General features: G+C 43.8%; 17 protein-coding genes. All 17 read left to right on the forward strand.

Annotation, left to right across the window (positions count from 1 at the left end):
- The first annotated feature begins 4 nt into the window (after positions 1 to 4).
- The 17 genes from J3L18_RS06640 to J3L18_RS06720 all read left to right on the forward strand — a co-directional run bounded on the left by J3L18_RS06640 (position 5) and on the right by J3L18_RS06720 (position 23,853).
- Positions 5 to 2,563: a hypothetical protein gene (locus J3L18_RS06640; RefSeq protein WP_129570889.1), complete on the forward strand. Its 2,559-nt coding sequence runs from the start codon at positions 5 to 7 to the stop codon at positions 2,561 to 2,563.
- A gap of 9 nt (positions 2,564 to 2,572) precedes the next feature.
- Complete coding sequence (locus tag J3L18_RS06645; RefSeq protein ID WP_129570890.1) at positions 2,573 to 4,912, forward strand: AGE family epimerase/isomerase; 2,340 nt, start codon at positions 2,573 to 2,575, stop codon at positions 4,910 to 4,912.
- A 4-nt stretch (positions 4,913 to 4,916) separates the two neighbouring features.
- Complete coding sequence (locus tag J3L18_RS06650; protein ID WP_129570891.1) at positions 4,917 to 5,843, forward strand: metallophosphoesterase family protein; 927 nt, start codon at positions 4,917 to 4,919, stop codon at positions 5,841 to 5,843.
- 62 nt (positions 5,844 to 5,905) lie between these two features.
- On the forward strand, positions 5,906 to 8,107 hold the full coding sequence (locus J3L18_RS06655; RefSeq protein WP_208102493.1) for an alpha-galactosidase: 2,202 nt from the start codon (positions 5,906 to 5,908) through the stop codon (positions 8,105 to 8,107).
- Positions 8,108 to 8,202: 95 nt separating this feature from the next.
- Positions 8,203 to 10,332 carry a beta-N-acetylhexosaminidase gene (locus J3L18_RS06660; RefSeq protein WP_129570892.1) on the forward strand — a complete coding sequence of 710 codons (2,130 nt, stop codon included), beginning with the start codon at positions 8,203 to 8,205 and terminating at the stop codon, positions 10,330 to 10,332.
- Positions 10,333 to 10,700: 368 nt separating this feature from the next.
- Positions 10,701 to 11,288, forward strand: a complete 588-nt coding sequence (locus J3L18_RS06665; RefSeq protein ID WP_129570893.1) for a TetR/AcrR family transcriptional regulator — start codon at positions 10,701 to 10,703, stop codon at positions 11,286 to 11,288.
- A gap of 64 nt (positions 11,289 to 11,352) precedes the next feature.
- Entirely contained in the window at positions 11,353 to 12,345 is a 993-nt protein-coding gene (locus tag J3L18_RS06670) for a quinone oxidoreductase family protein (RefSeq protein WP_189549387.1), read from the forward strand.
- Positions 12,346 to 12,533: 188 nt separating this feature from the next.
- Positions 12,534 to 13,541 (forward strand): FAD:protein FMN transferase, encoded by a 1,008-nt coding sequence (locus tag J3L18_RS06675; RefSeq protein ID WP_129570895.1) that lies wholly within the window; start codon positions 12,534 to 12,536, stop codon positions 13,539 to 13,541.
- 10 nt (positions 13,542 to 13,551) lie between these two features.
- The gene (locus tag J3L18_RS06680; RefSeq protein WP_091162733.1) at positions 13,552 to 14,751 is read left to right on the forward strand and encodes a Gfo/Idh/MocA family protein; all 1,200 of its coding nucleotides are present in this window, start codon (positions 13,552 to 13,554) and stop codon (positions 14,749 to 14,751) included.
- 130 nt (positions 14,752 to 14,881) lie between these two features.
- Complete coding sequence (locus J3L18_RS06685; protein ID WP_129570896.1) at positions 14,882 to 15,262, forward strand: MauE/DoxX family redox-associated membrane protein; 381 nt, start codon at positions 14,882 to 14,884, stop codon at positions 15,260 to 15,262.
- A 50-nt stretch (positions 15,263 to 15,312) separates the two neighbouring features.
- A complete protein-coding gene (locus tag J3L18_RS06690; protein WP_091162735.1) occupies positions 15,313 to 15,633 on the forward strand; it encodes an ArsR/SmtB family transcription factor in 321 nt (106 codons plus the stop codon).
- On the forward strand, positions 15,630 to 16,133 hold the full coding sequence (locus tag J3L18_RS06695; RefSeq protein WP_129570897.1) for an SRPBCC family protein: 504 nt from the start codon (positions 15,630 to 15,632) through the stop codon (positions 16,131 to 16,133). The genes J3L18_RS06690 and J3L18_RS06695 overlap by 4 nt, the downstream gene beginning before the upstream one ends.
- Positions 16,134 to 16,136: 3 nt before the next feature.
- Positions 16,137 to 16,550, forward strand: a complete 414-nt coding sequence (locus tag J3L18_RS06700) for an SRPBCC family protein (RefSeq protein ID WP_129570898.1) — start codon at positions 16,137 to 16,139, stop codon at positions 16,548 to 16,550.
- 249 nt (positions 16,551 to 16,799) lie between these two features.
- Positions 16,800 to 17,858, forward strand: coding sequence for an alpha/beta hydrolase (locus J3L18_RS06705; RefSeq protein ID WP_129570899.1), 1,059 nt, complete (start codon positions 16,800 to 16,802; stop codon positions 17,856 to 17,858).
- Positions 17,859 to 18,260: 402 nt separating this feature from the next.
- On the forward strand, positions 18,261 to 20,600 hold the full coding sequence (locus tag J3L18_RS06710) for a GH92 family glycosyl hydrolase (protein WP_223266248.1): 2,340 nt from the start codon (positions 18,261 to 18,263) through the stop codon (positions 20,598 to 20,600).
- 130 nt (positions 20,601 to 20,730) lie between these two features.
- Complete coding sequence (locus tag J3L18_RS06715) at positions 20,731 to 22,425, forward strand: RICIN domain-containing protein (protein ID WP_189549389.1); 1,695 nt, start codon at positions 20,731 to 20,733, stop codon at positions 22,423 to 22,425.
- A gap of 42 nt (positions 22,426 to 22,467) precedes the next feature.
- Complete coding sequence (locus J3L18_RS06720) at positions 22,468 to 23,853, forward strand: SGNH/GDSL hydrolase family protein (protein ID WP_091162741.1); 1,386 nt, start codon at positions 22,468 to 22,470, stop codon at positions 23,851 to 23,853.
- Positions 23,854 to 23,863: the final 10 nt, after the last annotated feature.

The following is a 23,863-nucleotide window of genomic DNA, read 5'->3' on the forward strand; positions in this document are numbered from 1 at the left end:
TAACATGATAAATAAATTGAACACAGGTTTTTTAGTTCTCCTGGCGTTCAGTATGATGCTGGTAATTCACCCGCAGGCAAATGCACAAACCATTACTTTAAACACAAAGTTTGTCACGCTTAGTATAAACAAACGTGGGTTCATTACCAGTATTAAGGATAAATCATCCCATAAAGAATATTGCCCTGCCGGTAAAGTTTCTGCCTTGCTTAGTCTGTACAAAGGCGAAAACTATATACTGCCGGTATCCGCTGCATTTAACACGCTCAATAAGCGTATAACGCTACACTATCCTAATGGTTCGGTGGCAACGGTGCAAACTGATGAAAAAGGGGAGTATGTACGATTGAAACTGGTATCGCTTAAGCCGCGAAACGGGGTTGATAATATCGTTTGGGGCCCTTATAAATTAACTATCTCTAAAACAATAGGAGATATCCTGGGCGTAGTGAGAGATGATGATTTCGCATTTGGCATACTGGGTTTAAATGACAATACCACCAGCGGCCCTCCAACAGGAGGCGACATGTCTTTCATGTACTATTTTATTCATTCGCCTGATCTCCTGAAATACCCCTTGCCTCCAAATCTTAAGGAAGGTCAAACTTTCACAATCGGCGGAGATGGGATAAATGATGTGGCGTTTTATTCACATCCGGAAGAGTATTACCGGATGAACTACGGAAACGGGGCAAGACTTGAACCCGCTTTTGGTTCTACAGTTTGCATGCATTCAAGAGACCGGAGAAAGGAACAGATGATACGCTTCCCGGTGTTGCCCGATAATTTGGATGGGAAGGTAAATTCGGCCAGGTACCAGTTGGTGCCGCCGGTTAATGCCGATTACATCGGGTCGTCGGTTGCTTTGCTTGCCTGTCCCGATTCTGTCGGGCTCCGCACTATCGAACAAATAGTTTTAAAGGAAGGGCTGCCGCATCCCGAAATTGATGGTCAATGGATCAAAGACCCTAAAGCATATCGCCCTGATATTGCATGGCATGGCGCTCATGACAGCCTGATCACCTATGCTCATCAATTAGCCATCAAAGGCGTACAGGATGAAGGATGGGGCGAATATTATCCCAACCCGCAAAATCGCTGGACTAACAGAAAAATAAATTTCAACAACGCGGCTCCCATGAACATTCCGGACTATGGTGCATTGATGAAGAAAAATGGGATCAGGTATGGACTGCATACCCTGTGCGAGTTTCTGCAGCCTGATAATAACAGCGATGTGGCCCCGGTACCGAGCGATAGCCTGGCCATTATGCAGCGCACTTCCATAACCAAAAATCTTACTGATCAGGACACGGTTATAACGGTGGCCGACAGGGCCTATTTCAACGAGTTTGGTGGATGGGAAGGTAACCATACCAATGTGCTGAAAATAGGGAAGGAGCTTATAGAATACAATGGCATTAGCGAGAGCAAGCCTTACACCTTTTTACATATCAAAAGGGGGCTTTACGGAACAAAAAGAGGTACCTATAAAAAGGGTACTACAATAGTAAAGCTGCAGCCTAACTGCTATCGTGGTTTTGTTCCGGATATGAATTTGCAAAAAGTATATGCAGATTATTATGGCAAGTGGCTCACAGAAGGAGGGATGGATTATATTGATTTTGATGGCCTGGAGAGTTGTATATACCAGGGACAGGGGCAATATTCCTTTAAACAGTTTTTCAGGAAATTATTTGATACCTATGCAAAAAATGGAGGTGATTACCTCCGCGTAATGGGAAGTGCGGTTTATGAAGGCAACTGGCATTATATGAGCGTTTGCAATGTTGGCGGCGGCAATAATATGTTTAATCCGGTATTGAACCAATGGGGAATAGAGGGGAAAGATATGCGATATGTTTTTGAGAGCAGTTATTTACCTGCAACATTCGGAATAGTTGATTTGCACAGTGATTGGAGTTTATATGACGCAGAAAACCTGGAAGCCAAATCAATTGGTTGGAATGCAACTTATATGCTTGGTTTGAGCCAGCACACTGTTGAAAATTGCCCGGAAAAGAATAACATTTTCAAGGCATACCGCGCCTGGGAAAATGCAAGGGCCTCGAATGTTTTCACCAAAGCGGTAAAAGAGCGTTTAAAAAATTTAAACTATAAATTTCACCTGGTGCAAAACGGCGAAAAGTCTTTCGTTTTATATCCTGTACGTGAAACCCGCTTTCCTGACCAGCAATACACTATCGAAAAAAATACCTGCCGGTTAAATAATGAATTTGATGCGCAGCCGCTGGATTGTGCGATACGGATATCATCAACCGAAAAAGACGGATATGCTGATGGCATCAGGATCACTTTTCAGGACGGTACAGAACTTTCAATCGACAAAAAAATTACCAATGGCGAATTTATTATCCTGAAGGATAATGCTTGCTATGTAGCGGATAAGAACAGAAAGAAGATCGCTGAAATTCCTACTCAGGGCAATTTGAGCCTTCCGCACGGGGCATCGTCAATCCAGGTTAGCGCCTTGCATAACAGCAATCAAAAAGTAAATATGGAACTGCTGGTTTCATCCGTAGGTCCGGGTATAGCACTTTGATGATTTAACATGAACTTTAACAAAAAAAGCTGCCTTTCCGCATTCATAATTTATACATGCTTAACAGGCATTGCCCACGCGCAGGGAGCAAAAAAGCTTATAACTCCGGATTTTTTAAAAGCGGTGCATGGAAATATACGTGTAAGCGCTATCCAATATGAGGGCACCAAAGCATTAAATAAATTTGTGTTCGGGAACAACAGCCTTACAACAGACAGTGCCCAGTGGTTGCTTAACTTAACCGCAAAACAGGGTGCAAGCGCCGGGATACTGGATATCACCGCTGATATTAAGTTAAAAGAAGGCCATGCAGCTGCCACGGCCCTGGAGGTATCTTTTGACTTCAGCCGTTGGAGCAGGAAGAATTATGTTATGATGCCTGCAAGTATGTATAACGGGAACAGGTATCCTGCTATTGGAAACGGGTACAATCCACCCTACACCAGGGACATGTACTATAACCCCAAAGTACCGCTAACCATTTCAAATAACCCCAGGTTATCCGCAGAACCCGATAAAGCATCGCTGGTGCAGTTACAAACCGGCAATGCAGCAACGCCGGCAATGTGCTTCTATTCACCATCGCTAAAGAAAGGCTTTATCCTGTTGACCACCCAGCAGACCCAGTTGGGCAACAGTGGCCTTACCATTGCAGAAAATGCAAAACAAGATAGTTGCAGCTTTCGCATTTCGGCACCGGCGGTGCGCAGACTGGCGCCCGGGTTTGGGGATTTTCATGAAAGTGGCGATAAAGCACGCGACTGGAAACCCGGCGACCATGTAACCATCGCGATGAGATTGTGCGTATTTGATGCCCGCAACATACCCGATTTGCTTACGAAGTTTATGCAGGTACGTAAGGATATAACCGGGCCAAATAGCCCCCGCAATATATTGCCTATGAGTAAGGTACTTGCAGTAGGTTCGGCTATATGCAGCGGTAATTTTATACATGTTCCTGCCGGTAGTTATTACAAGCCCGAAAATAATGACGATTTTCAGTTGGGTTGGGTGAGCGGTATGATGAATACCTATCCTATGCTGGCGCTTAATAATGCAAAAGAACGTGAGCGGGTGGCGGAAGAGATCGACTTTGTTGTGAATAAACTTCAGGGGAAAAGCGGCTTTTTTTATGGCGGAATAGAAGCAAATGGCCGCCTGCTTTTTGAAAAAATGCACCCCGATTTCGCGGAAGGCCAGGCTATGGTACGCAAAAACAGTGACGCTTTATTGTGGCTGATGAAACATCTGTTGCTGCTGAAAGCGCAGGGTTTTGGAAATATAATTAAGCCCGAATGGGAGTCGGCCGCTAAGAAACTGGCCGAAGCTTTTACTAACACCTGGAAAAGATACGGCGAGTTTGGGCAGTACATCGTACCCGAAACTGGCGAGATAGCCGTATTTAACTCCACGGCGGGAGCGATAGCGCCCGGCGGGCTCGCCATTGCGGCAAATTACTTTAATCATCCGGAGTGGCTTGGAATAGCCAGGGATGCTGCCAATTATTATTACCAGCGCGATGTGGTAAACCAGGGCCTCACCGGCGGCGACTGCGGGGATATTAGCATGGATGCTAATTCAGAATCGGCATTTGGTTTTTTAGAATCATTGATGGCCTTATATAACGTTACCGGCGATAAAAGCTGGTTGCAAAAAGCTGAGGTAGAAGCGGCGCTTTGCTCAACCTGGGTGTTGTCCTATGATCCTGTTTTTCCAGCCGGCAGCCAGATCGCGAAGTTGAACTGCCATATGGCCGGGGCAGTTTGGGCCAGTATTCAAAATAAACATTCGGCTCCGGGTATTTGTGAAGCCTCGGGCGATTACCTGTTCAAATTATACCGTGCAACAGGTAACAAATTATATGCAGATTTGATAAGGGATATTCAACATGCGCACGCCGAAGCAGTAAATATGCCAGGTCATTATACTACAAACAACCTTATCGGATCGAGCATGGAACGAATTCAGCCCAGCGACGCCGAAGGCGGGGGGAGCGTTGGCAATTTCATAAACACCCGGAATTCGTGGACGGAAACCAACGGTATGTTAATGGCGATTGAATTGCCCGGAATTTATCTTCAGACAGATAAGGGAAAACTCCTGGTTTTTGATCATGTGCACGCTGCTGTTTTGAAGAAGGATAAGAAATCGACCACGTTGCTGGTGAGCAACAACACTGGGTATGATGCCAACGTAGCCGTTTTTGCAGAAAGCAGCGCCCAGGCGCAGAGGCCGCTTCCATATACAGCGTTTTTACATTGGCCTAAAGTGATGGTAAAAGCAGGACAAAAAGTACAGCTGCAAATCAAAGCCGGCAACAAAATTTTGGCCATTAAAACACTCAACTAAAAACATGACAAACACTGTCGACTCAAAAAAAAGGCGGGACCTGGTAAAGGGGATAGGCTTGCTCGCCATATCATTGCCATTGGGAGTAAAACGCGAACCGAATGCTTTGGCCGGTCCGCATGAAAAGAAACGGGTATTAAGGGTAGCGCATATTACAGGTGTACATATCCGCCCCGAATACAATGCGCCGGAACGTTTCGGGCGCTGCATTGAAGAAATAAAGAAACATAAGGTCGATTTTTTTCTAAACGGAGGTGATTCCATATTCGCTGCCGACTATAATAATATTACCCGTGAACGGGTCAACGAACAGTGGGCGATATGGAAAAACGCCCGTGAAAGATTTAAGGGATATGAAGTATACAGTTGTTTGGGTAATCATGATATGTGGTGGGCTTGCCCTGACAAATCCGACAGCATGTATGGCAAACCGCATGTTATCGCTCAGCTTGAAATGCCGGGCCGCTTTTACAGTTTTGAAAAGCATGGGTGGCATTTTATCATTCTCGACAGTAATAATGATAATGCAGGTTCATTAGATGCTGAACAGCGAAAATGGCTGGAGAACGACCTGGCGTCACTGCGGCGCGGCACCCCCGTTTTGTGTATGAGCCATTACCCGATTTTGGGCGTAAGCACCATAATGGAAGGTGGCAACCATACAGATGCGAGATATATCACTAATTTATTTAATAAACATCGCGACAAAACAATCACGTGTATAAGCGGCCATATCCATTTACTTGATGAGGCCGGTTATGATGGCGTTCGCTACTATTGTAACGGCGCCTTAAGTGGATTTTGGTGGGAAGACGGCGATAGTGATTCGGCGGCTAAATGTTATTACCGCGAAACCCCGCCCGGCTATGCTATATTAGATTTATTTGAGGATGGAAGCGTAAGTAACCGCTATTATCCGCATTCGTTCTGACCGAACAGGTTATATCCGTATAGTATTGCTTTTAAAATATGGAACAAATTGAAAAGAAATAAATGAAAAGAAAGCTGTTTTTTTCGACGATTGCTTTTTGGGGCATCATCAACATCGCCAGTTCACAAGAAGCGAATTATAAATTACCCGCCTGGAAGGAAAATGACAGGCCGATCCTTTCTCAGGATTGGCTGGTAAGCCCTGTTCAGCAAAAAGCCGATGTTTATGCTGATGGTAAAAACATTATTTTGAGCAATGGTTTGGTAAAAAGGACCTTCCGGATTCAGCAAAATGTGGCTTGTATTGATTACAGCAATATGAGCAACGGCCAGCAATTGCTGAGGGCTGTAAAGCCCGAAGCAAAGTTAACCGTTGATGGCAGAGAATATAATATCGGGGGCCTTTACGGGCAAAAGGAGAATGCTTATCTGCTGCCCGAATGGGTTGGCGGATTCAAAGGCAATGAAAATGATTTTCAATTTCAATCGTTTTCGGTAACGAATATTCCTCCTTACATCCGTTGGAAACCGCGGGGATGGGCGCTTAATACCGCACCTGGCTCCGGTAAAATGCTGTCATTTACCTATAAATCAAATGTTGATGGTTTAAAAGATCTGCTTGTTACTGTACATTATGAACTGTATAATAACATTCCTCTTATTGTAAAATGGCTTTCGGTTGAGAATAAAGGAAATAAAGCTATAATGTTAAATAGAGTAATCAATGAGGTGCTTGCAACGGTAGAGGAGGAAAGTGCCGTAGTTGGTTCGCCGGCGCAAATGGAAAAACAGCACGGCCTCTATTTGGAGACAAATTATGCCTTTAATAATTCTATGCGATATGATATCAGCGACCAAACTACCCATTGGAAAGCCGATAGTAGTTATACATCACAGGTAAATTATAATTATCAAACCCCGTGTTTGTTGGAGGTATACCCGGAAAAGGCTACTGGTATAGCGTTGGGAAAGGGGCAGGTTTTTAATTCCGTTCGCACTTATGAGTTACTGATGGATAGTTATGACCGTGAAAGGCGGGGATTGGCTATCAGGAAAATGTACAGCACTATAGCGCCATGGACAACCGAAAATCCCATCTTTATGCACCTCGTAAGCCATAATGATGAAGACGTAAAAAAGGCTATAGACCAATGCGCGGCGACAGGGTATGAAGCCCTGATCCTCAGCTTTGGAAGCCATTGCAATATGGAAGACAGTTCGGCTGTCAACATACAACGCTGGAAAACACTGTCTGATTACGCGCATAGTAAACACATCCTGATAGGGGGCTATTCTTTATTTAGTTCGAGGCGGATCAGCGATGAAGATGATGTGATCGATCCGGTAACAAAAAAGCCGGATGCCGCTGCTTTCTTTGGTAATGCCCCTTGTTTGGGCAGCAAATGGGGCCTGGCTTATCTGGATAAGTTAAAATATTTTATCAGTAAAACCGGGTTCGACATTTTTGAAAATGACGGCCCTTATCCCGGCGATGTTTGTGCTTCAACTACACACCCCGGCCATAAAAACCTGGATGATAGCCAATGGCAGCAAATGGAACTGCAAAAAGGTTTATATCATTGGTGCAATGAGCACGGTGTTTATGTAAACGCTCCCGACTGGTATTTTCTGGATGGCACCAATAAAATTGCCTTAGGCTACCGCGAAGTTAACTTTTCTTTGCCGCGTGATCAGCAAATGATCCTGAACCGACAGAATATTTTTGATGGTACCTGGGAAAAGACCCCTGCCATGGGCTGGGGGTTTGTGCCGCTTACCCGGTATCAGGGTGGTGGCCCCGAAGCCGTGCTGGAACCGCTTTCGGATCATTTGAAAGATTATGAACAATTGATGGTGCAATATTACGGGGCGGGAGTTCAGGCCTGTTACCGCGGACCAAGATTGTACGACACCGAAGCTACCCGGAAGATGGTAGTAAGTGTCATTGATTGGTATAAAAAATATCGCAGTATCCTAAATTCTGAGATTATTCATCTTCGCCGGGCCGATGGCAGAGATTGGGATGGTTTGCTGCACGTGAATCCGAAACTGGGTACAAAAGGAATGATCATGCTTTACAACCCGCTTAAAGTTGCGATTACAAGAACCATTAAGGTACCCCTATACTACACAGGTTTAACAAGTTCGGCCCTGCTTAGGGAAAAGGGAGGGATAGCTAAAAAGTATCCTGTTGACAGGAAATATGAGATCACGCTAACCTTCAACATAGCGCCCGGGAGTTATACATGGTTTACTATTGAATAAATGGCTACGGATATGGTTAAAACCACCGGAGAAGCAACAAAATTACCCTCCAGTTTTTTCAATTGTTATTTACAACCACATCGAAATTCATTTGAATGATCTCAACAAAAAAATTAATCACGTACATCACGTTCTTTGTTTTAATACAATCGGGCCTGTACGCCCAGGTGAATAATATTGCGCCGAATATCATACCGGCGGTTCATCAGTGGCAGGCAGGTAACGGTAGTTTTATTATCAGCGCTGCTACGCTATTTAAGTTTAAGCCATCTGTTCCAACGCGAAAAACCGTTGCGATATTCCTTGAAGACCTGGCTGCGTTGCAAGGCAAGGAGCAACTATCCGGGTTAAAGGCAAAAGGAGGGAAGAATAATATTGTCATAAAAATCAAACCTCAGCGTCACTTAACTCAAGTCCAAAGGGAATCTTATCACCTGGAAATCAAACCGGATAAGATCATTATAAAGGCAATGGATGGGGTCGGTGTTTTTTATGCTACCCGGACTTTGTTACAGTTAATTGAACAGAGTGCCGATAAGCAAAGTATTCCTTGTTATATTATTTCAGATATCCCTGCTTACCCTTTTAGGGGATTTATGCTGGATGTTGGGCGCAAATTTTTCCCGGTATCGCAGCTGAAAGATTACATATGCCGCATGAGCTGGTATAAAATGAACCAATTACAATTGCATTTAAACGATCAGGCTTTTCACGGCCAGCATTACGCGGCTTTCAGGATCCAAAGTAAAACATATCCGCAGCTAACGGCAACAGATGGATTTTACACACAGCAGGAAATCAGGGAATTGATACAATACGCCGCAGATCGTGGCATAAATATTATCCCTGAAATTGATGCGCCCGCCCATGCCATGAGTATTTTGGATATTGCCCCCGAGCTGAAAAATGAAAAGTTGCAGGACGGGCAACTGGATGTATTAAATCCCAAAACCACCGCCATGATGGAAAAGATCTTCGATGAATTTGTGCCGTTATTTCCATCGCCGTATTTCCATATCGGAACTGACGAATACAGATTTAAAAAGGCTACTACGATAGAAGACCGTAAGACTTTTGCAGCAGGCTTTTGTAACTATATCAATCATTTCAACAGATACATAGGTGCTAAAGGGAAAAAAGTAATGATATGGTCCGGATACAACGAAATGCCGGGATTTACCCCTATTGATAGCAATATAATGATTGATATGTGGTTGGGTAATAATGCGAAGGAGGAGATTAAAGCGGGTCACCAGGTGGTACAATCAACTGACGGGTGGCTGTATATTGTTCCGGGTACAAATTACTATGGCGTAGATAATAAGTTTTTGTATGAAAAATGGGCACCGAATGATTTCGGGCCAAACCAGCAGCTAAACCCGGGCGAACCTTATTTGTTAGGGGCGAAGCTGCATGTATGGAATGATCTTGGGCCAATGGGTTTTACCTATCATGAAACGGCAGACGAGGTTGCGGTAGCTTTACCCGTAATGGCCGAAAAACTATGGGGCAATAAAATGTTACCCACTTTTGATGAATTTACAAAGAGAGTTGATGACCTGAAAAACGTACCACAAGTAAATGATACAAGGCTACTGGATGCTTACAAAAACAGTGATCCAATCATTGACGTCGATTTCATAGAAAATACTTTACCCGACGCTGTAAATAAACACCTAATAAAACCGTTAATCGGTTATGAGTCAAAATCTGTATTGGCGCTTGATGGGCATGATTTTGTTCGGCTAAACTTACCAGCCGACGAGTTAGAACAACCCTGGACACTGAGCTTCCGGGTTAAAAAAACAGATACCCGCGATACAACGACGGTACTGTTCGAATCGCCCTACGGAACAATTTTCCTGAACCTTAAAGATAAAAAATCAGGCAAGACCGGTTTAGGTATCGCCCGGACTGTTGGCTATAAAGAGTACGCAGGTGAGGGTGAAGATTTTTACCGGCAGGTATTTAATAGCATTGTCCCTGTAAATAAATGGACGCAGATAACCTTGACCGGCGGGCATAACACCTGTACTTTGTACATCGATGGCAAAGAAACAGAGTCAGTCGAAAAGCAATTCGTTTGTCCGCTAAAAACAATAGGCAGCAGTTGCGGCCATCTTTCAGCTTCAGCGTTTTTAACTAATATAAAAGTATTCGGCCGAATATTGAACAGAGATGAAATAATGACATTGTATTTAAATGCTAAACTATTAGTCGATTAATTAAAGAAAATAGGTTACCATTCCAAATAGCTGGTATTGATTGTTCATAGCCAGCCGTTTTAATTTGATGATCAGGTAGAACGAAATACAGCTTATTATTGGCCGGGGTGTAGAAAAAATGAGCCTCTGATGCTAAATTTGCTTTCCTTATACGCGGGCTATTCAAACAGTGCGAAGATTAAAACAACCATTACCCTTTTGTTGCATCGATGATGGTTTAATTGAAAACGGCTTAGAAATTTCAAAAACAGCTTGCAAAAAAAAGAGTTCACCAATTAGCGGCATGCAAAGTCATTGAAATAACATAAGCGAAATTTTTTCATTAATAAATTTTATTGAGACCGAAGGGTCTCTATATTTGTATTGTCATGAAAAAAGGAGAAAGCACCCGGCAACGTATAATTGAGGAAGCCGCAATGATATTTAACAAAAAAGGTATTGCCGGCACTTCTGTCAGCGATATTATGGAAGCTACAAAACTGGCGAAAGGAGGCATATACCGGCAATTTGAAAATAAAGAGGCAATTGTGATGGAAGCTTTTAATTTCCTTTCGAAAAGACTGATTAATGCGATCGATGACAAGATTAAAAGCCAAACCAATGCAAAGGACAAATTATTTGCAGTGCTTGATCTTTATCAGGACCGTTTAGCGCTTGCAGAAAACGGCGGATGCCCATTATTAAATTTTGGCGTGGAAACTGACGATACCGATCACATTATCAGGGATCGCGTTGCACTTGGCATCAAATCAATACAGGATAGATTTGCCCGAATAATTTCAGAGGGTATACAAACAGGTGAATTTAAAAAGCATATTGACCCACATGAATTTGGTATATATATGTTTAATTTATTGGAAGGCACGATACTTACCAGCCGGGTGTTTTCTAATAAAGGCCAAATGAAAATGGTTACTGACATGCTCAGGAGCGAAGTCCTGAGCTTCTTGGAATAAATTTTTTTGATATTGTTGAGACCTTTTGGTCTCTTCTTGGATGTTAATTTTAAAACTTAGTACAATGAAAGCAATTCAATTTACGCAACACGGGGCTTATGAAAATTTAAAGCTTATAGAACTCCCCGCACCCGATTTACTGCAGGGACAATTATTAGTAAAAGTTAATTTCGCAGCAATTAACCCGGTAGATAATACAATCAGGGCCGGGCTTATCCCACAAGCTCAAAGGCTGCCTATGATTTTAGGCAACGAGGCCGCAGGGATTGTTGTAAAAGGTAACAATCAGTTCCCCAACGGAACACGAGTTATTATATCGGCCTTTACCCCGGCGGGTGCCATAAGGGGCATCGCATCTGACGGAGCATGGCAAAGTCATCTCGCTTTATATCCTGAAGAATTAATTAAAACACCGGCAAACCTATCAGACCAGGAGGCTGCTTCAGTTTTTGTAGGTTTTTTTTCTGCTCAGGCCTGTTTAAATAAAGCGGATTTTGCACCGGGCAAAACTGTGCTTTCTCTGGCAGTGGGTGGCGCAGTTGGCAATGCGGGCGTGCAGCTGGCTAAGGCACATGGTGCATCATTGGTAATAACAACAGCAGGATCGGCCTCAAAAGCAAAAGCTGCGGAATTAGCAGGTTTTGAAAATGTAATTAATTTGGAAAATGAAAGTATTAACGAAGGCGTTATGCGTATTACCGGTGGAAAAGGGGTTGACATCGTTATTGATAGTGTTGGTGGTAATTTAACCGGCAACGCTATTAAGGCCCTGGCCAGAAATGGCATCATCGTAAACATTGGGTATTCTGCAGGGGCACAGTTTACAGCAAACATTACTGATTTTGTGTGGAAGGGCCTTCAAATGCGGGGGCAAAGCCTTTCGGGCTGGTTTACAGCCGAGCAACAGCAATATGTATGGAACCAGCTATTACCATTACTTGCTAACGGCTCTGTAAAACCAACGGTAGCAAAAGTGTTTGATGCCGCCGATGCACCGGAAGCCCAGCGTTATTTAATAGAGGAAAAGCCTTTTGGAAAGGTGTTAATCAAATTTTAAATCAGCTCATTGCGTATTAAACCACTTAAAGCCGCTTTAACCACCGGCCTTTAGGAGTTCATTTATCGTTTTGGTTACGAATTTTAGCACGGGGGATTGATCTTCCGGTAGCCCGCAGATGATCATCAAGCTTATTTCACGCAATGAGATGAAAAAGCGGCTGAATGCTTACATTTGGCTATCTGACTATGAAAACGACCTTACTGGCGTATCCTTGCGTCTTTATTTTGATATGCTGTGCTTTCGTACAGCAGGAGCCGCTCCGCCGCTTCGAGCTGAAGGGGTATGCACAAGGTACCACATATAGTATCGTGTATTATGCGCCCGACAGCCTGGTGAATACAGCGCAAACGGATAGCCTGTTAAAGCGTTTTGATCAGTCGGTGTCCCTATATCAGCCTAATTCGCTTATCTGTCAGTTCAACCGTTCTGCAAAAGGTATCCGTATAGATGAAATTTTTCGTGTGCTGATCACCCGTGCGCTGCAGATCAGCCACGCAACCGGGGGGCTGGTTGATCCCACAGTGAAACCTTTGGTTGATGCCTGGGGATTTGGTGTAATTAAATCGGCACATGACCCTGATCGGAAAGAAGTGCAAAACCTCCTTCATCATGTAGGAGCGGATAAAATCAGTTTGAAAGGTACTTTTTTACACAAGACCCAGCCGGAAGTACAACTGGATCTCAACGGCATCGCGCAGGGCTATTCTGTCGATCTGCTGGCTTCGTTATTGGAACAGCATTCCATTCATAACTATCTCATCGAATTGGGTGGCGAATTACGCATTAAAGGCCATAAACCCGGCAACGAGCCGTTTAAGGTAGGCATTGAAGGCATCAGTGGTGATGACCTGAACCCGGCCCCGATGCGTAAAGTGATCGAACCGGGAGATGGCGCCATTACTACATCCGGCAATTACCGCAAACATCATGAAGCAGGCGGCAAACAGGTTTCGCACCTGATGGATCCGTTAACAGGTTACCCAATACAAAACGAAATGATCAGTGTTACCGTTTATGCAAAAGATGCAATAACAGCGGATGGTTATGATAACGGGTTTATGACGATGGGATTAAAACGCACGTTGAGCTTCCTGAAAAACCGGAAGGATCTGGGTGCTTATATTGTATACCGGAAGCCGGATGGCCGTATAGCAGATACGGTTACTGCTTACTTTAAAGGATATCAACAATAAAACTGGATAAATGGAGAGAAGAACTTTTTTGAAAAATACAGGCCTGCTAACAGGCGGACTATTGCTAAACCAAAACCTGAGCGCAATACAGCCCGGGGCCGATCTCGTTAAAATTGCAGTGGTAGGCTGTGGCGACCGTGGTACCGGGATTATGAATATCCTTAACGGAATGCCCGATCAGTTCCGCATTACTGCCTTGTGCGATGTGCTCGATTTTAGGCTGACAGCAGCACAAAAGCTGGTTAAGCCTGGTTCAGTAAAAATATATACGGATTACCGTAAATTAATTGATGATAAGCAGGTGGAGGCGATCATCGTTGCTGTTCCGCTGTACCTGCACTACGCTGTGGCTGCTGATGTTATCCGCTCGGGCAAGCATTTATACCTGGAAAAAACGATGACCTATACCATTGATCAGGCGCTTGAACTTGTGAGCCTGATGCATGGGCGCAGCAACCAGGTGCTGCAGGTTGGTCACCAGTACCGCTATTCGCCTTTATATTACCGGGTTAAAGATATGATCAATAAAGGCTACCTGGGCAAAGTGACGCAAGTGGATTGCCGCTGGGACCGCAATGGCAACTGGCGCCGCCCGGTGCCTGATCCTTCACTGGAACGGGCCATCAACTGGCGCATGTACAAAGAATATTCGGGCGGACTGGCGGCCGAACTGCTTTCGCACCAGATTGATTTTATTAACTGGGTTTTTGATACCCATCCGCAGGAATTTTTTGCTACCGGCGGGATAGATGTGTTTAAAGATGGCCGGGAGACCTATGATAACGTACAACTGATGTTACGTTACCCGGACCTGGGCCTGATCGGTAATTTCGGCGCGATGTGCGGCAATGCGCATGACGGGTATCTTTTCAAGATTAAAGGTACCCTGGGTACTGTATCCCTGCTAACCGACCAGGGCATGTTTTACCCTGAGAAAAAACTATTGAAAGAAAAAGGGACAGTAGACGGCGTAACCGGTGCAACACGCATTGTATGGAATAAAGAAGGAGGCACACCTATTCTGCCCGAGGCCACGAAAGACGGTACCTGGTATGCATTCAATGATTTTTATCAGAAAATACAGCATAATGAGCTACCGGATAGTAATGTATTTACAGGAGCCCGCACCGCCATTAGTGTGCACCTGGGCAACCAGGCGCTGTACAGCAAAAAGATCTGCAACTGGGATAACAGTTATAAGATTGGATAATTAGAAGCCCCGATATCGCAGACATCGGGGTTTTGTGTTTATAACCAAAAAAATCAAAATAAATTTGCGAAACCAATTAGTTGCGCATATATTTGCAACCAATCAGTTTCTTATTTAAATAAACCAAACCATGAAAACTAAAATCCTATTTGTTTTATGCCTGTTAACCGGGCTAATGTTTATCAACGCCGGTTGTGACAAATTTTTTCATTACATGCCCATGCCTAAAGAAATGCCCGAAAAAATGGTGAAAGCGGGGCAGGCCTTTATGCAAATCGGCTGGCTCATGCCGCTGGTTGGTGCCATGGAAATCCTTGGTGGTTTATTATTGATTATCCCAAGAACCAAGGCGCTTGGTGCTGTAGTACTTGTACCTCTTTTAACCGGTATTTTATTGGCTAATATTAGTATGGCGCCATCAGGTTTACCTATCGTATTAGTATTGATCGCAATTGTTCTTTGGGTAATTATTGACAATTGGGAAAAATACCTGCCCATGATCAGGAAATAAGTTTTAAATGAACCGGCGGTCTTATTAACCGGTTCTTAAATAGCACTTCAATGAGAAGAGACATTTTTCAGGCTGTTGCCGATCCTACCCGCAGAGCCATTATCGCTTTAATAGCATTGCAGGCAATGACACCCAATGCCATTGCCGAACATTTTGATACTACCCGACAGGCAATTTCAAAGCATTTGCGGGTTTTAACCGAATGTGAACTGGTGAAACCGGAGCACCGGGGCCGGGAGATTTACTATCTATTGGAGATTGACAAAATGAAAGAAATAGACAAATGGCTGGAGCAATTCCGGAAAATATGGGAGACCCGGTTCCTGCAACTCGATAACCTTTTAGCAACCTTAAAAAAACAACAAAAATGAAAAATAATTTGCACTTCGATTTTATTGCCGACAAAGTAAAAAATACGCTGACCATCAGACGTGAGTTTTTAGCCGACAGACCATTGGTTTGGGACTGTTATACTAAAAGCGAATTGCTCGATCAATGGTTTGCGCCCGCGCCCCTAACCACCAAAACCAAATCAATGGACTTTAGCGAAGGTGGCCACTGGCACTATGCCATGGTGGAGCCTAACGGCACAGAATATTGGGGCTGGACAGACTATCTTAAAATCAAACCTATTGATTACTATACATCATTGGATGCTTTTTGTAACGCAGAAGGTGAAATAAATAGGGATCTTCCCCGTGCGGAGTGGCTTGTAAATTTCACCGATAAAGGAGAAAACGCTTTGGTAGAAACCATTGTAACTTACAAATCGCTTTCAGATTTGGAAACGGTTATCCAGATGGGTATGGAACAGGGAATGATGGCAACCCTTGAAAAGCTCGACCAATTATTATTAACCTTAAAAAAGTAAAAAATGAGCAACAAGATCACCGTTACCGCTATGGTAAATGCAGATGCTAAAAAAGCTTGGGATTATTACACCAATCCCGAACACATTACAAAATGGAACTTTGCCGATCCTTCGTGGCAATGTCCTTCTGTATCAAATGATATGCGGGTAGGCGGAAAATACTCGGCAAGAATGGAAGCGAAAGATGGAAGCTTTGGTTTTGACTTTGAAGCTACTTATGACGAAATTGTTGATGGCGAAAAGTTTACCTATACTATGCCAAACGGCAGGCAGGCCTCTGTTGCCTTCAAAGCCAATGACAATCAAACTGAAGTTGAGGTAGCTTTCGACCCTGAAGATCAAAATCCCCTTGAAATGCAAAAAAATGGCTGGCAGGCGATACTTAACAACTTTAAGAAATATACCGAAGAAAATTAACGTGCTCAGGAAAGTTACCGTTAATGGTAGTTTTACAAAAGCTGGATGGAAACATTCAGCTTTTGTACTTTTTACTCTGCCCTTAGTTTAGGAGTAGGAAAATGTACTCAACAAAACTATTATTCTTTTTACCAAGTCCCCACTTCCTGTACTGGCCTATACACTTCAATATTCTCACATTGCATGTCAGTATTGTTACATTTATCAAGCCTCATATTTTATACATTGTACAGGTAAATCAATCATGTTATGTTGTTTAAGATCAGGGTGCTTTGTGCCTGTATTACATTATTGGTATGCTCTTTGCTTTCATTTGCGCAGCAAATAAATTATCCTCCAGTTGATAACGTTGCCGCTGATTTTAAAAAACTGCTGGAAAGACCACGTGTTCCGTTAAATCCATCTTTTACTATCACTCATACAGATTCAGTTATTATAGAACACGGTTTTATTTATAGCGAAAAGAATGAGCTGGTGCCTATTCTTATTTATAAGCCGGTTACCGGGACCAAGCCATATCCCGCTGTAATTTTTTTACATGGTACAGGTGGTAAAAAGGAAGACAGCAAAAAGATGTTGTACCAATTGGTTAAAAGAGGGATCATGGGCGTAGCCATTGATGCCCGCTTTCATGGTGAACGCATTGCCGGAGGCGCTCATGGCTCGAAGGAATACGTAGCAGCTGCTACCGCTGCCTGGGAAAATAAGGACAAAGCCCATCAAACGCATCCATTTTTGTTTGATACCGCTTTCGATCTTTGGAGGGTAACCGATTACCTGGCAAGCAGGCCTGATGTAGATGCTAACCGCATCGGTATGGGCGGCATATCCATGGGAGGGATGGAAACATGGCTTGCGGCATCAATAGATAAGCGGATAAAAGTAATTGTGCTGGATATTGCAGTGCAAAGTTTCAAATGGTCGTTAGATAATGATAAATGGCAGGGGCGTGCAGGTACTATTCAGGGAGCGCATTTGCAGGCAGCCAAAGACCTTGGCGATTCGGTATTAAACAAGCATAATGTACAGGCTGTATGGGATAAACTATTACCCGGTATCACCGGCGAGTTCGACTGTCCGTCGATGCTGCGATTGATAGCGCCACGTGCCATGTTGATTGTAGGCACAGAAAATGATCCCAATTGCCCGCTTCCCGGAGCAAACATAGCTTACGCTTCGGCCATACAGGCATATAGATCGAAAGGGGCAACCGATAAGATTATGCGCGATGTAACGCCAAAGCTATTCCATACATCTACGCCTGAACATTTTAAAATGACGTTGGATTGGTTTAGCAAATGGTTGTAATACAGCATTGTAATATTAAGGGAAGCCATTAAGTATTTCTAAGAAGCTGTTTAAAGAGTGATTTATTCATTGCCGTTGGCTTCAGCCAACGGTAAAATAGCCAATGAGGAGAGGGCTTTAGCCAAATTCAGATGGTATTTTGGCTAAAGCCCCTTAAATTTACTGCATTATTCCGTTGACTAAAGTCAACGGCAATGAATTTTATTGAATAATTAATAAGTCGCTAATTTAAACACAGCTAAGTCTAAAAAATAAAATTAACAAAAATTTGCTAAATCGATTTTATTATATAATTTGGTCGTGCAATAACCAATTAATAAATACCGGTCAATTTTAGTTCTGAAGGCTTATCTGTCATAAAAAACTTACGGTAAACTAAACTTTCTATCCGGTACCGCTATTATGAACATAACTACACTACCAGCCTTAAAAAAATGTTTAATAACCGTATTTGCCGCGGGTATGTTGTTTATTCCGGCAACAGTGCTGAAAGCGCAAAATGCGGCTTCCTATGTTAATCCTTTTATAGGAGCCAGCACCAGTGCCGATGGAGCAGGGGTTTACCATGGCTTAGGTAAAACGTTTCCGGGCGCTGCCTCACCTTACGGGCTTGTACAGTTAAGCCCAAACACCATAACCGGAGGCGACAATGGCTCGGGCTATAGCTATGAACATAAAAGTATTGAAGGCTTTGCCTTTACTCAAATGAGTGGCATTGGCTGGTATGGCGATCTGGGGAATTTTTTGGTAATGCCTACAGCGGGGCCAATTAAAACCAGTGCCGGTAAACCAGGCACTACTGGGGTTGGATATCGTTCTGCTTACGATAAAAGCACTGAAAAAGCATCGGTCGGATATTACAGTGTTCTGCTAACTGATAATCATATCAAGGCCGAAGCCACTGCCGCCCCTCATAGCGGCATGTTGCGCTTTACCTTTTCACAAAATAAACAATCGAGTATCCAGATTGATCTGGCCCGGAGGGTAGGGGGAACGTCAACGCTGCAATATGTAAAAGTAGTTGATGATCACACTATTGAGGGCTTTATGAAATGCACCCCTGAGGGTGGCGGCTGGGGCAATGGTGACGGACATGCAGATTATACAGTATATTTTTATGCACAATTCAGCAAGCCGCTTAAAAACTATGGCATCTGGAGTGCCGATATTCCAAGCGACTGGGGCCGTAAGCTGGACGACGTTACCGGCGATAAATACCAGGAACGCGTAGCTAATGCTGAGATCCTTAAAGGATTGAAGGAAAAGCAGGGAAAGCACCTTGGTTTTTATAGCGAATTTGCTACCAAAGCCGGTGAACAGGTATTGCTTAAATCGGGTATTTCATTTGTGAGTATAGCCGGTGCCAAATCCAATTTGCAAGCCGAAATAAAAGACTGGAATTTCGATGCTGTTCATCAGCATACCGTTAACCTGTGGAATAACGCCTTATCAAAAGTAAGTATCCAGGGTGGCACCACAGGGCAAAAAACGGTGTTTTATACAGCATTGTACCATACCATGATCGATCCCCGCATTGTAAGCGATGTTACAGGGCAATATATGGGCGGCGATGGCAAGGTGCATCATACTACAACATTTAAAAAACGCACCATATTTAGCGGATGGGACGTTTTCAGGAGCCAGATGCCTTTACAAACTATTATTAACCCTTCGCTGGTTAATGACCTGGTTAATTCGCTGGTTACCCTTGCCAATGAAAAAAAGAAAGATTACCTGGAGCGCTGGGAGTTATTAAATGCTTACAGCGGATGTATGCTTGGCAACCCGGCTGTAGCTGTATTGGCCGATGCGTATGCCAAAGGCATCCGTAATTATAATATACCAGATGCCTATAAATTAGCGGTTAGCACTGTTGAAAAATTTGGCAATGGCGATAAGGGTTTCACTCCGGGTGGTGGCAGCATAAGCTATACGCTTGAATACGCCTATAATGATTGGTGCGTTACACAGCTTGCAAAAGCGCTTAACAAAACACAAGACGAAAAAAAATACGGCGAAAGGGGAGAGGCATTTAAAAACATCTTTGACGCGGATAAAGGTTGGTTCCGGCCTAAGGATAGTACCGGCAACTGGCTTCCGTGGCCTGCAGAGGGACGTGTTAAACAGTGGTATGGCTGTGTAGAGAGTAATCCTTATCAGCAGGGATGGTTTGTACCGCAGGATGTAGGTGGTATGGCAAAACTAATGGGCGGCCGCGAAAAAGTAATAGCCGATCTGAATAATCTTTTTGAAAAAACGCCCGATAACATGATGTGGAACGATTATTATAATCACTCCAACGAGCCCGTACACCATGTTCCATTTTTATATAACAGGTTGGGCGCTCCATGGCTTACCCAGAAATGGACTCGTGAGATCTGCGGCCGGGCTTATAAAAACTCCGTAGAGGGTTTGGTAGGCAACGAAGATGTCGGGCAGATGTCGGCCTGGTATGTATTGGCAGCGAGTGGCTTGCATCCCGTTTGTCCCGGCGATACCAGGCAGGAGATTACCAGTCCGGTATTTAATAAAGTAACGTTAAAGCTTGATCCTAAATACGCAAAGGGTAAAACCTTTACCATCATCGCCAATAATAATTCGGCAAAAAATATTTATATACAGGCGGCAAAGCTTAACGGCAAAACCTATAATAAATGCTATATCGATTATAAGGATATTGCAGCAGGCGGCACCCTTGAACTAAGTATGGGCGCAACGCCCAATAAAAACTGGGGGATCTGATAATTTAGGACATGAGTGAAGGAAAGATGAGCGGGGATTTTTTATACATAATTGCTAAATCGATTTTATAAATTGAATGATTTTACTGCACCGACCAAACATCAAACCAAATTATAAACCAAACCAAATTATGAAAACAAACCTGTTCACCTGTACCATGACGGCTATGGCTTTGCTGGCATCATGCAGTAAACAAGCTGCCGTTAAGTACCCCAAACCTTTTGTTCGCACAGATTCCGTACAACTAACCAGCGGATCGCCGGTAAGCTCATACGGAACCTTTTTTATCACCAACGTTTTAAGCGGTAAAGCTATTGAAATTAATAGTAGCGGTATGCTTAATGATGGCACCGGTGCGCAGCAAAACCAATACTCGGGCAGTGGTACGGCCACGGCTCCCAACCAAAAATGGATAATTGTACAACAGGGTAGCGGCGCTATAACCAGCACCACCAAATTTAAGATCATGAACGTAGCCAGCGGTAAATATCTGGAAGTACCCTTGGCCACCACGAATCCCGGTACAGGCCTATGGCAGGATAAAGCCAACACCAACAATGCCCAGCAGTGGTATATTCAGGCAGTAAGTACCGGTGTTTATAAAATTATTAATGTGGGGAATGGCCTGGCAGTCACCAATCATGGATCATCTGCCACTAATGGTACGCCTATTACCCAGGAAGTATTTGTTGCCGGCAATACCGCGCAAACCTGGCTGCTTAACGGGCTTACAGCCGAGGCTTACCGCGACGATGATGTCGTAAACTTTTTTCACCGTACCAATGGCACCGTGGCTTTTGATGAGGGAAAAAGTATCCCGCTTACCTATGGCGCCAACAACGGAAAAGTGCTTTGGATAACCGAAGATGCCTATGAATCGTCACAGCTTCAAAGTAACGGACAGTTATATTGCCAGTTTTTTAAGTATCATAATTCGGCCCTGCTGCAGCCGGCCAGTCACAGCTGGGATCAGTCCCTTACGCCAAATATCACTACCAATAATTCGCCGGTAAACAGCATGGAGATCATTGAAAGCCCGGGCGATCATAACTCAACCTATCGCTGGCCCGGCGCAGGAATTGAGGCCGGTAGCCACGTTTATCTTTACACATTTGAATCGGCCAACGGAGCTACGCCCGAAAACCAGGTGCTGTATGACTTAACTCAAAACACATCCGGACTTAACTGGGGTACAGCCGCGCGGTTAACACCTGCGGGTATGTCGGGCCAAACAGAAACCGGGTTTTCAAACGGGATGGTTAAAAACGCTACTAACGACTCGGTATATGTTTACGGAAGCAAAAGCGTTTTCTTTAATACGTCCAATGTATTCCTGGCCCGCTTCCCGGTAAGTAACCCGTCTAACTGGTCGTTCTGGACAGGCTCTTCATGGTCGTCAACCCGTACAACCGCTTCGGCGGCAGCTTTATCTGTAGGTGCGGGCAATACCACGCAGCAAAATGTGACCATATCAAAAGTGAACAATAAGTACGTAATGATGCAAATGGACCTGGGCTATTTTTGTGATCCGGCGAGCCATAACATTTATATTTCAACGGCCGATAGTCCTAAGGGGCCTTTCACTGCGCCCAAAATGGTTTTTACCATTAATGATGTTTACCAGGGCCATTTGGCTAAGTACTATACCCCGGCCATCCACGCTGAGTTTTTAAACGGCCATAACGAGTTGCTTGTTACCTATTGCCTTAATTATAACGGTGATGGCGGCAGCTGCAGCACAACCACCTGCGTAAATAATAACCAGGATCCTAACTTTTACCAGGTAAAAGCAGTAAGGATCCCGTACAGCCTGGTGGGTTTATAGTTTGAATTTATTTTTTGCTGAACACATTATAATTAACAGTTAATGAAAAAGTTGATTTTATTATTAGTACTGATAGCAGCCCGGGGAGCAGTAACTGCCCAAAACATAGCGCCATTTCGCGCGGGCGACCGGGTGGCTTTTGTTGGCAACAGTATTACGGATGGGGGCCATTACCACTCGTACATATGGTTGTACTATATGACCCGTTTCCCTAACATGCGGATAACCTGCTATAACGCCGGCATTGGCGGCGATGTTGTAGGGCAGATCAACGATCGTTTTGAAGATGATGTGTTCAGCAAAAAACCAAATGTATTAACCCTTACCTGGGGCATGAATGATACCGGTTATTTTGAATGGTACCGCCCCGATGCACAGGATGTTATGGATAAAAGGATCCAGGGCTCATACGATAACTATACACTGCTGGAAAACAAACTAAAGCAACACCCTGAGATCCGTAAAATTTTTATTCTTGGTTCGCCTTATGACGAAACCAGCAAGTTTACTACCAAAAACATCTATCCTAAAAAAAGTGCGGCTTTTTCAAAAGTGATCGATTTTCAGCAAGCAGCAGCGAAAAGAAATAACTGGGGTTATGTTGATTTCTATCATCCCATGACAGAGATCAACCTGCGTGAGCAAGCCAAAGATTCCACCTTCAGCTTAACGCCTAATGACAGGGTGCATCCTGACAATGACGGGCACCTCGTGATGGCTTATCTTTTTTTAAAGGCGCAGGGCTTCAGCAATAAAGTAGTGGCTGATGTGGCTGTTGACGCTAAAAGTAAAAAGACCATTAAGGCGGTGAATTGTAAAGTAACTAACGTGGTTTCTTCGGCAGATTCCGTATCGTTCAATTACCTCGCAAATTCATTGCCTTATCCCATTGATACTATTCCGCGTGGTTGGGGAAACCGAAAAAAACAAGCCGATGCGCTTAAGGTTGTGCCGTTTACCAAAGAAATGAACCAGGAGTTGCTTACCGTTAAAGGGTTAAAAACAGCTAATTATGATGTCATTATCGATGGAGAAAAAATGGGGAGTTGGTCGACTGAGCAATTGGGCGCAGGTATCAACCTGGCCGAGATCACTATAACACCGCAATATCAGCAGGCTATCCAGATCAGGGAACTAAACGAAGAACGCTGGGACATTGAAAGGCGTATCCGCATGTATACCTGGATGCAGTTTGACTTTTTAAAAGGCAAAGGCTTGTTGTTCCATGATACCAACGCCGCTATGGATACCATAAGCAAGTATGCCAAAAAAGACATTTTTGTTAATGGAAATAAAGATAATTATACCCGTGCCCGCTACAAAAGCCTGCGCGATGCCTGGCAAAAAGAAATGGATGTACTTACCAACCAGATCTATGCTATCAATAAACCGCAAAACCATCGCATCACCATCATCGCCTCAAAATAAAATCACTATA

Origin of the sequence: Mucilaginibacter gossypii (genome assembly GCF_017569325.2) — a bacterium.
Classification (GTDB): Bacteria; Bacteroidota; Bacteroidia; order Sphingobacteriales; family Sphingobacteriaceae; genus Mucilaginibacter; species Mucilaginibacter gossypii.

Excerpts from the sequence above, each read along its gene's own strand:
- J3L18_RS06640 (WP_129570889.1), top strand. The coding sequence starts at position 5 with ATGATAAATAAATTGAACACAGGTTTTTTAGTTCTCCTGGCGTTCAGT.
- J3L18_RS06645 (WP_129570890.1), top strand. The coding sequence starts at position 2,573 with ATGAACTTTAACAAAAAAAGCTGCCTTTCCGCATTCATAATTTATACA.
- J3L18_RS06650 (WP_129570891.1), top strand. The coding sequence starts at position 4,917 with ATGACAAACACTGTCGACTCAAAAAAAAGGCGGGACCTGGTAAAGGGG.
- J3L18_RS06655 (WP_208102493.1), top strand. The coding sequence starts at position 5,906 with ATGAAAAGAAAGCTGTTTTTTTCGACGATTGCTTTTTGGGGCATCATC.
- J3L18_RS06660 (WP_129570892.1), top strand. The coding sequence starts at position 8,203 with ATGATCTCAACAAAAAAATTAATCACGTACATCACGTTCTTTGTTTTA.
- J3L18_RS06665 (WP_129570893.1), top strand. The coding sequence starts at position 10,701 with ATGAAAAAAGGAGAAAGCACCCGGCAACGTATAATTGAGGAAGCCGCA.
- J3L18_RS06670 (WP_189549387.1), top strand. The coding sequence starts at position 11,353 with ATGAAAGCAATTCAATTTACGCAACACGGGGCTTATGAAAATTTAAAG.
- J3L18_RS06675 (WP_129570895.1), top strand. The coding sequence starts at position 12,534 with ATGAAAACGACCTTACTGGCGTATCCTTGCGTCTTTATTTTGATATGC.
- J3L18_RS06680 (WP_091162733.1), top strand. The coding sequence starts at position 13,552 with ATGGAGAGAAGAACTTTTTTGAAAAATACAGGCCTGCTAACAGGCGGA.
- J3L18_RS06685 (WP_129570896.1), top strand. The coding sequence starts at position 14,882 with ATGAAAACTAAAATCCTATTTGTTTTATGCCTGTTAACCGGGCTAATG.
- J3L18_RS06690 (WP_091162735.1), top strand. The coding sequence starts at position 15,313 with ATGAGAAGAGACATTTTTCAGGCTGTTGCCGATCCTACCCGCAGAGCC.
- J3L18_RS06695 (WP_129570897.1), top strand. The coding sequence starts at position 15,630 with ATGAAAAATAATTTGCACTTCGATTTTATTGCCGACAAAGTAAAAAAT.
- J3L18_RS06700 (WP_129570898.1), top strand. The coding sequence starts at position 16,137 with ATGAGCAACAAGATCACCGTTACCGCTATGGTAAATGCAGATGCTAAA.
- J3L18_RS06705 (WP_129570899.1), top strand. The coding sequence starts at position 16,800 with ATGTTGTTTAAGATCAGGGTGCTTTGTGCCTGTATTACATTATTGGTA.
- J3L18_RS06710 (WP_223266248.1), top strand. The coding sequence starts at position 18,261 with ATGAACATAACTACACTACCAGCCTTAAAAAAATGTTTAATAACCGTA.
- J3L18_RS06715 (WP_189549389.1), top strand. The coding sequence starts at position 20,731 with ATGAAAACAAACCTGTTCACCTGTACCATGACGGCTATGGCTTTGCTG.
- J3L18_RS06720 (WP_091162741.1), top strand. The coding sequence starts at position 22,468 with ATGAAAAAGTTGATTTTATTATTAGTACTGATAGCAGCCCGGGGAGCA.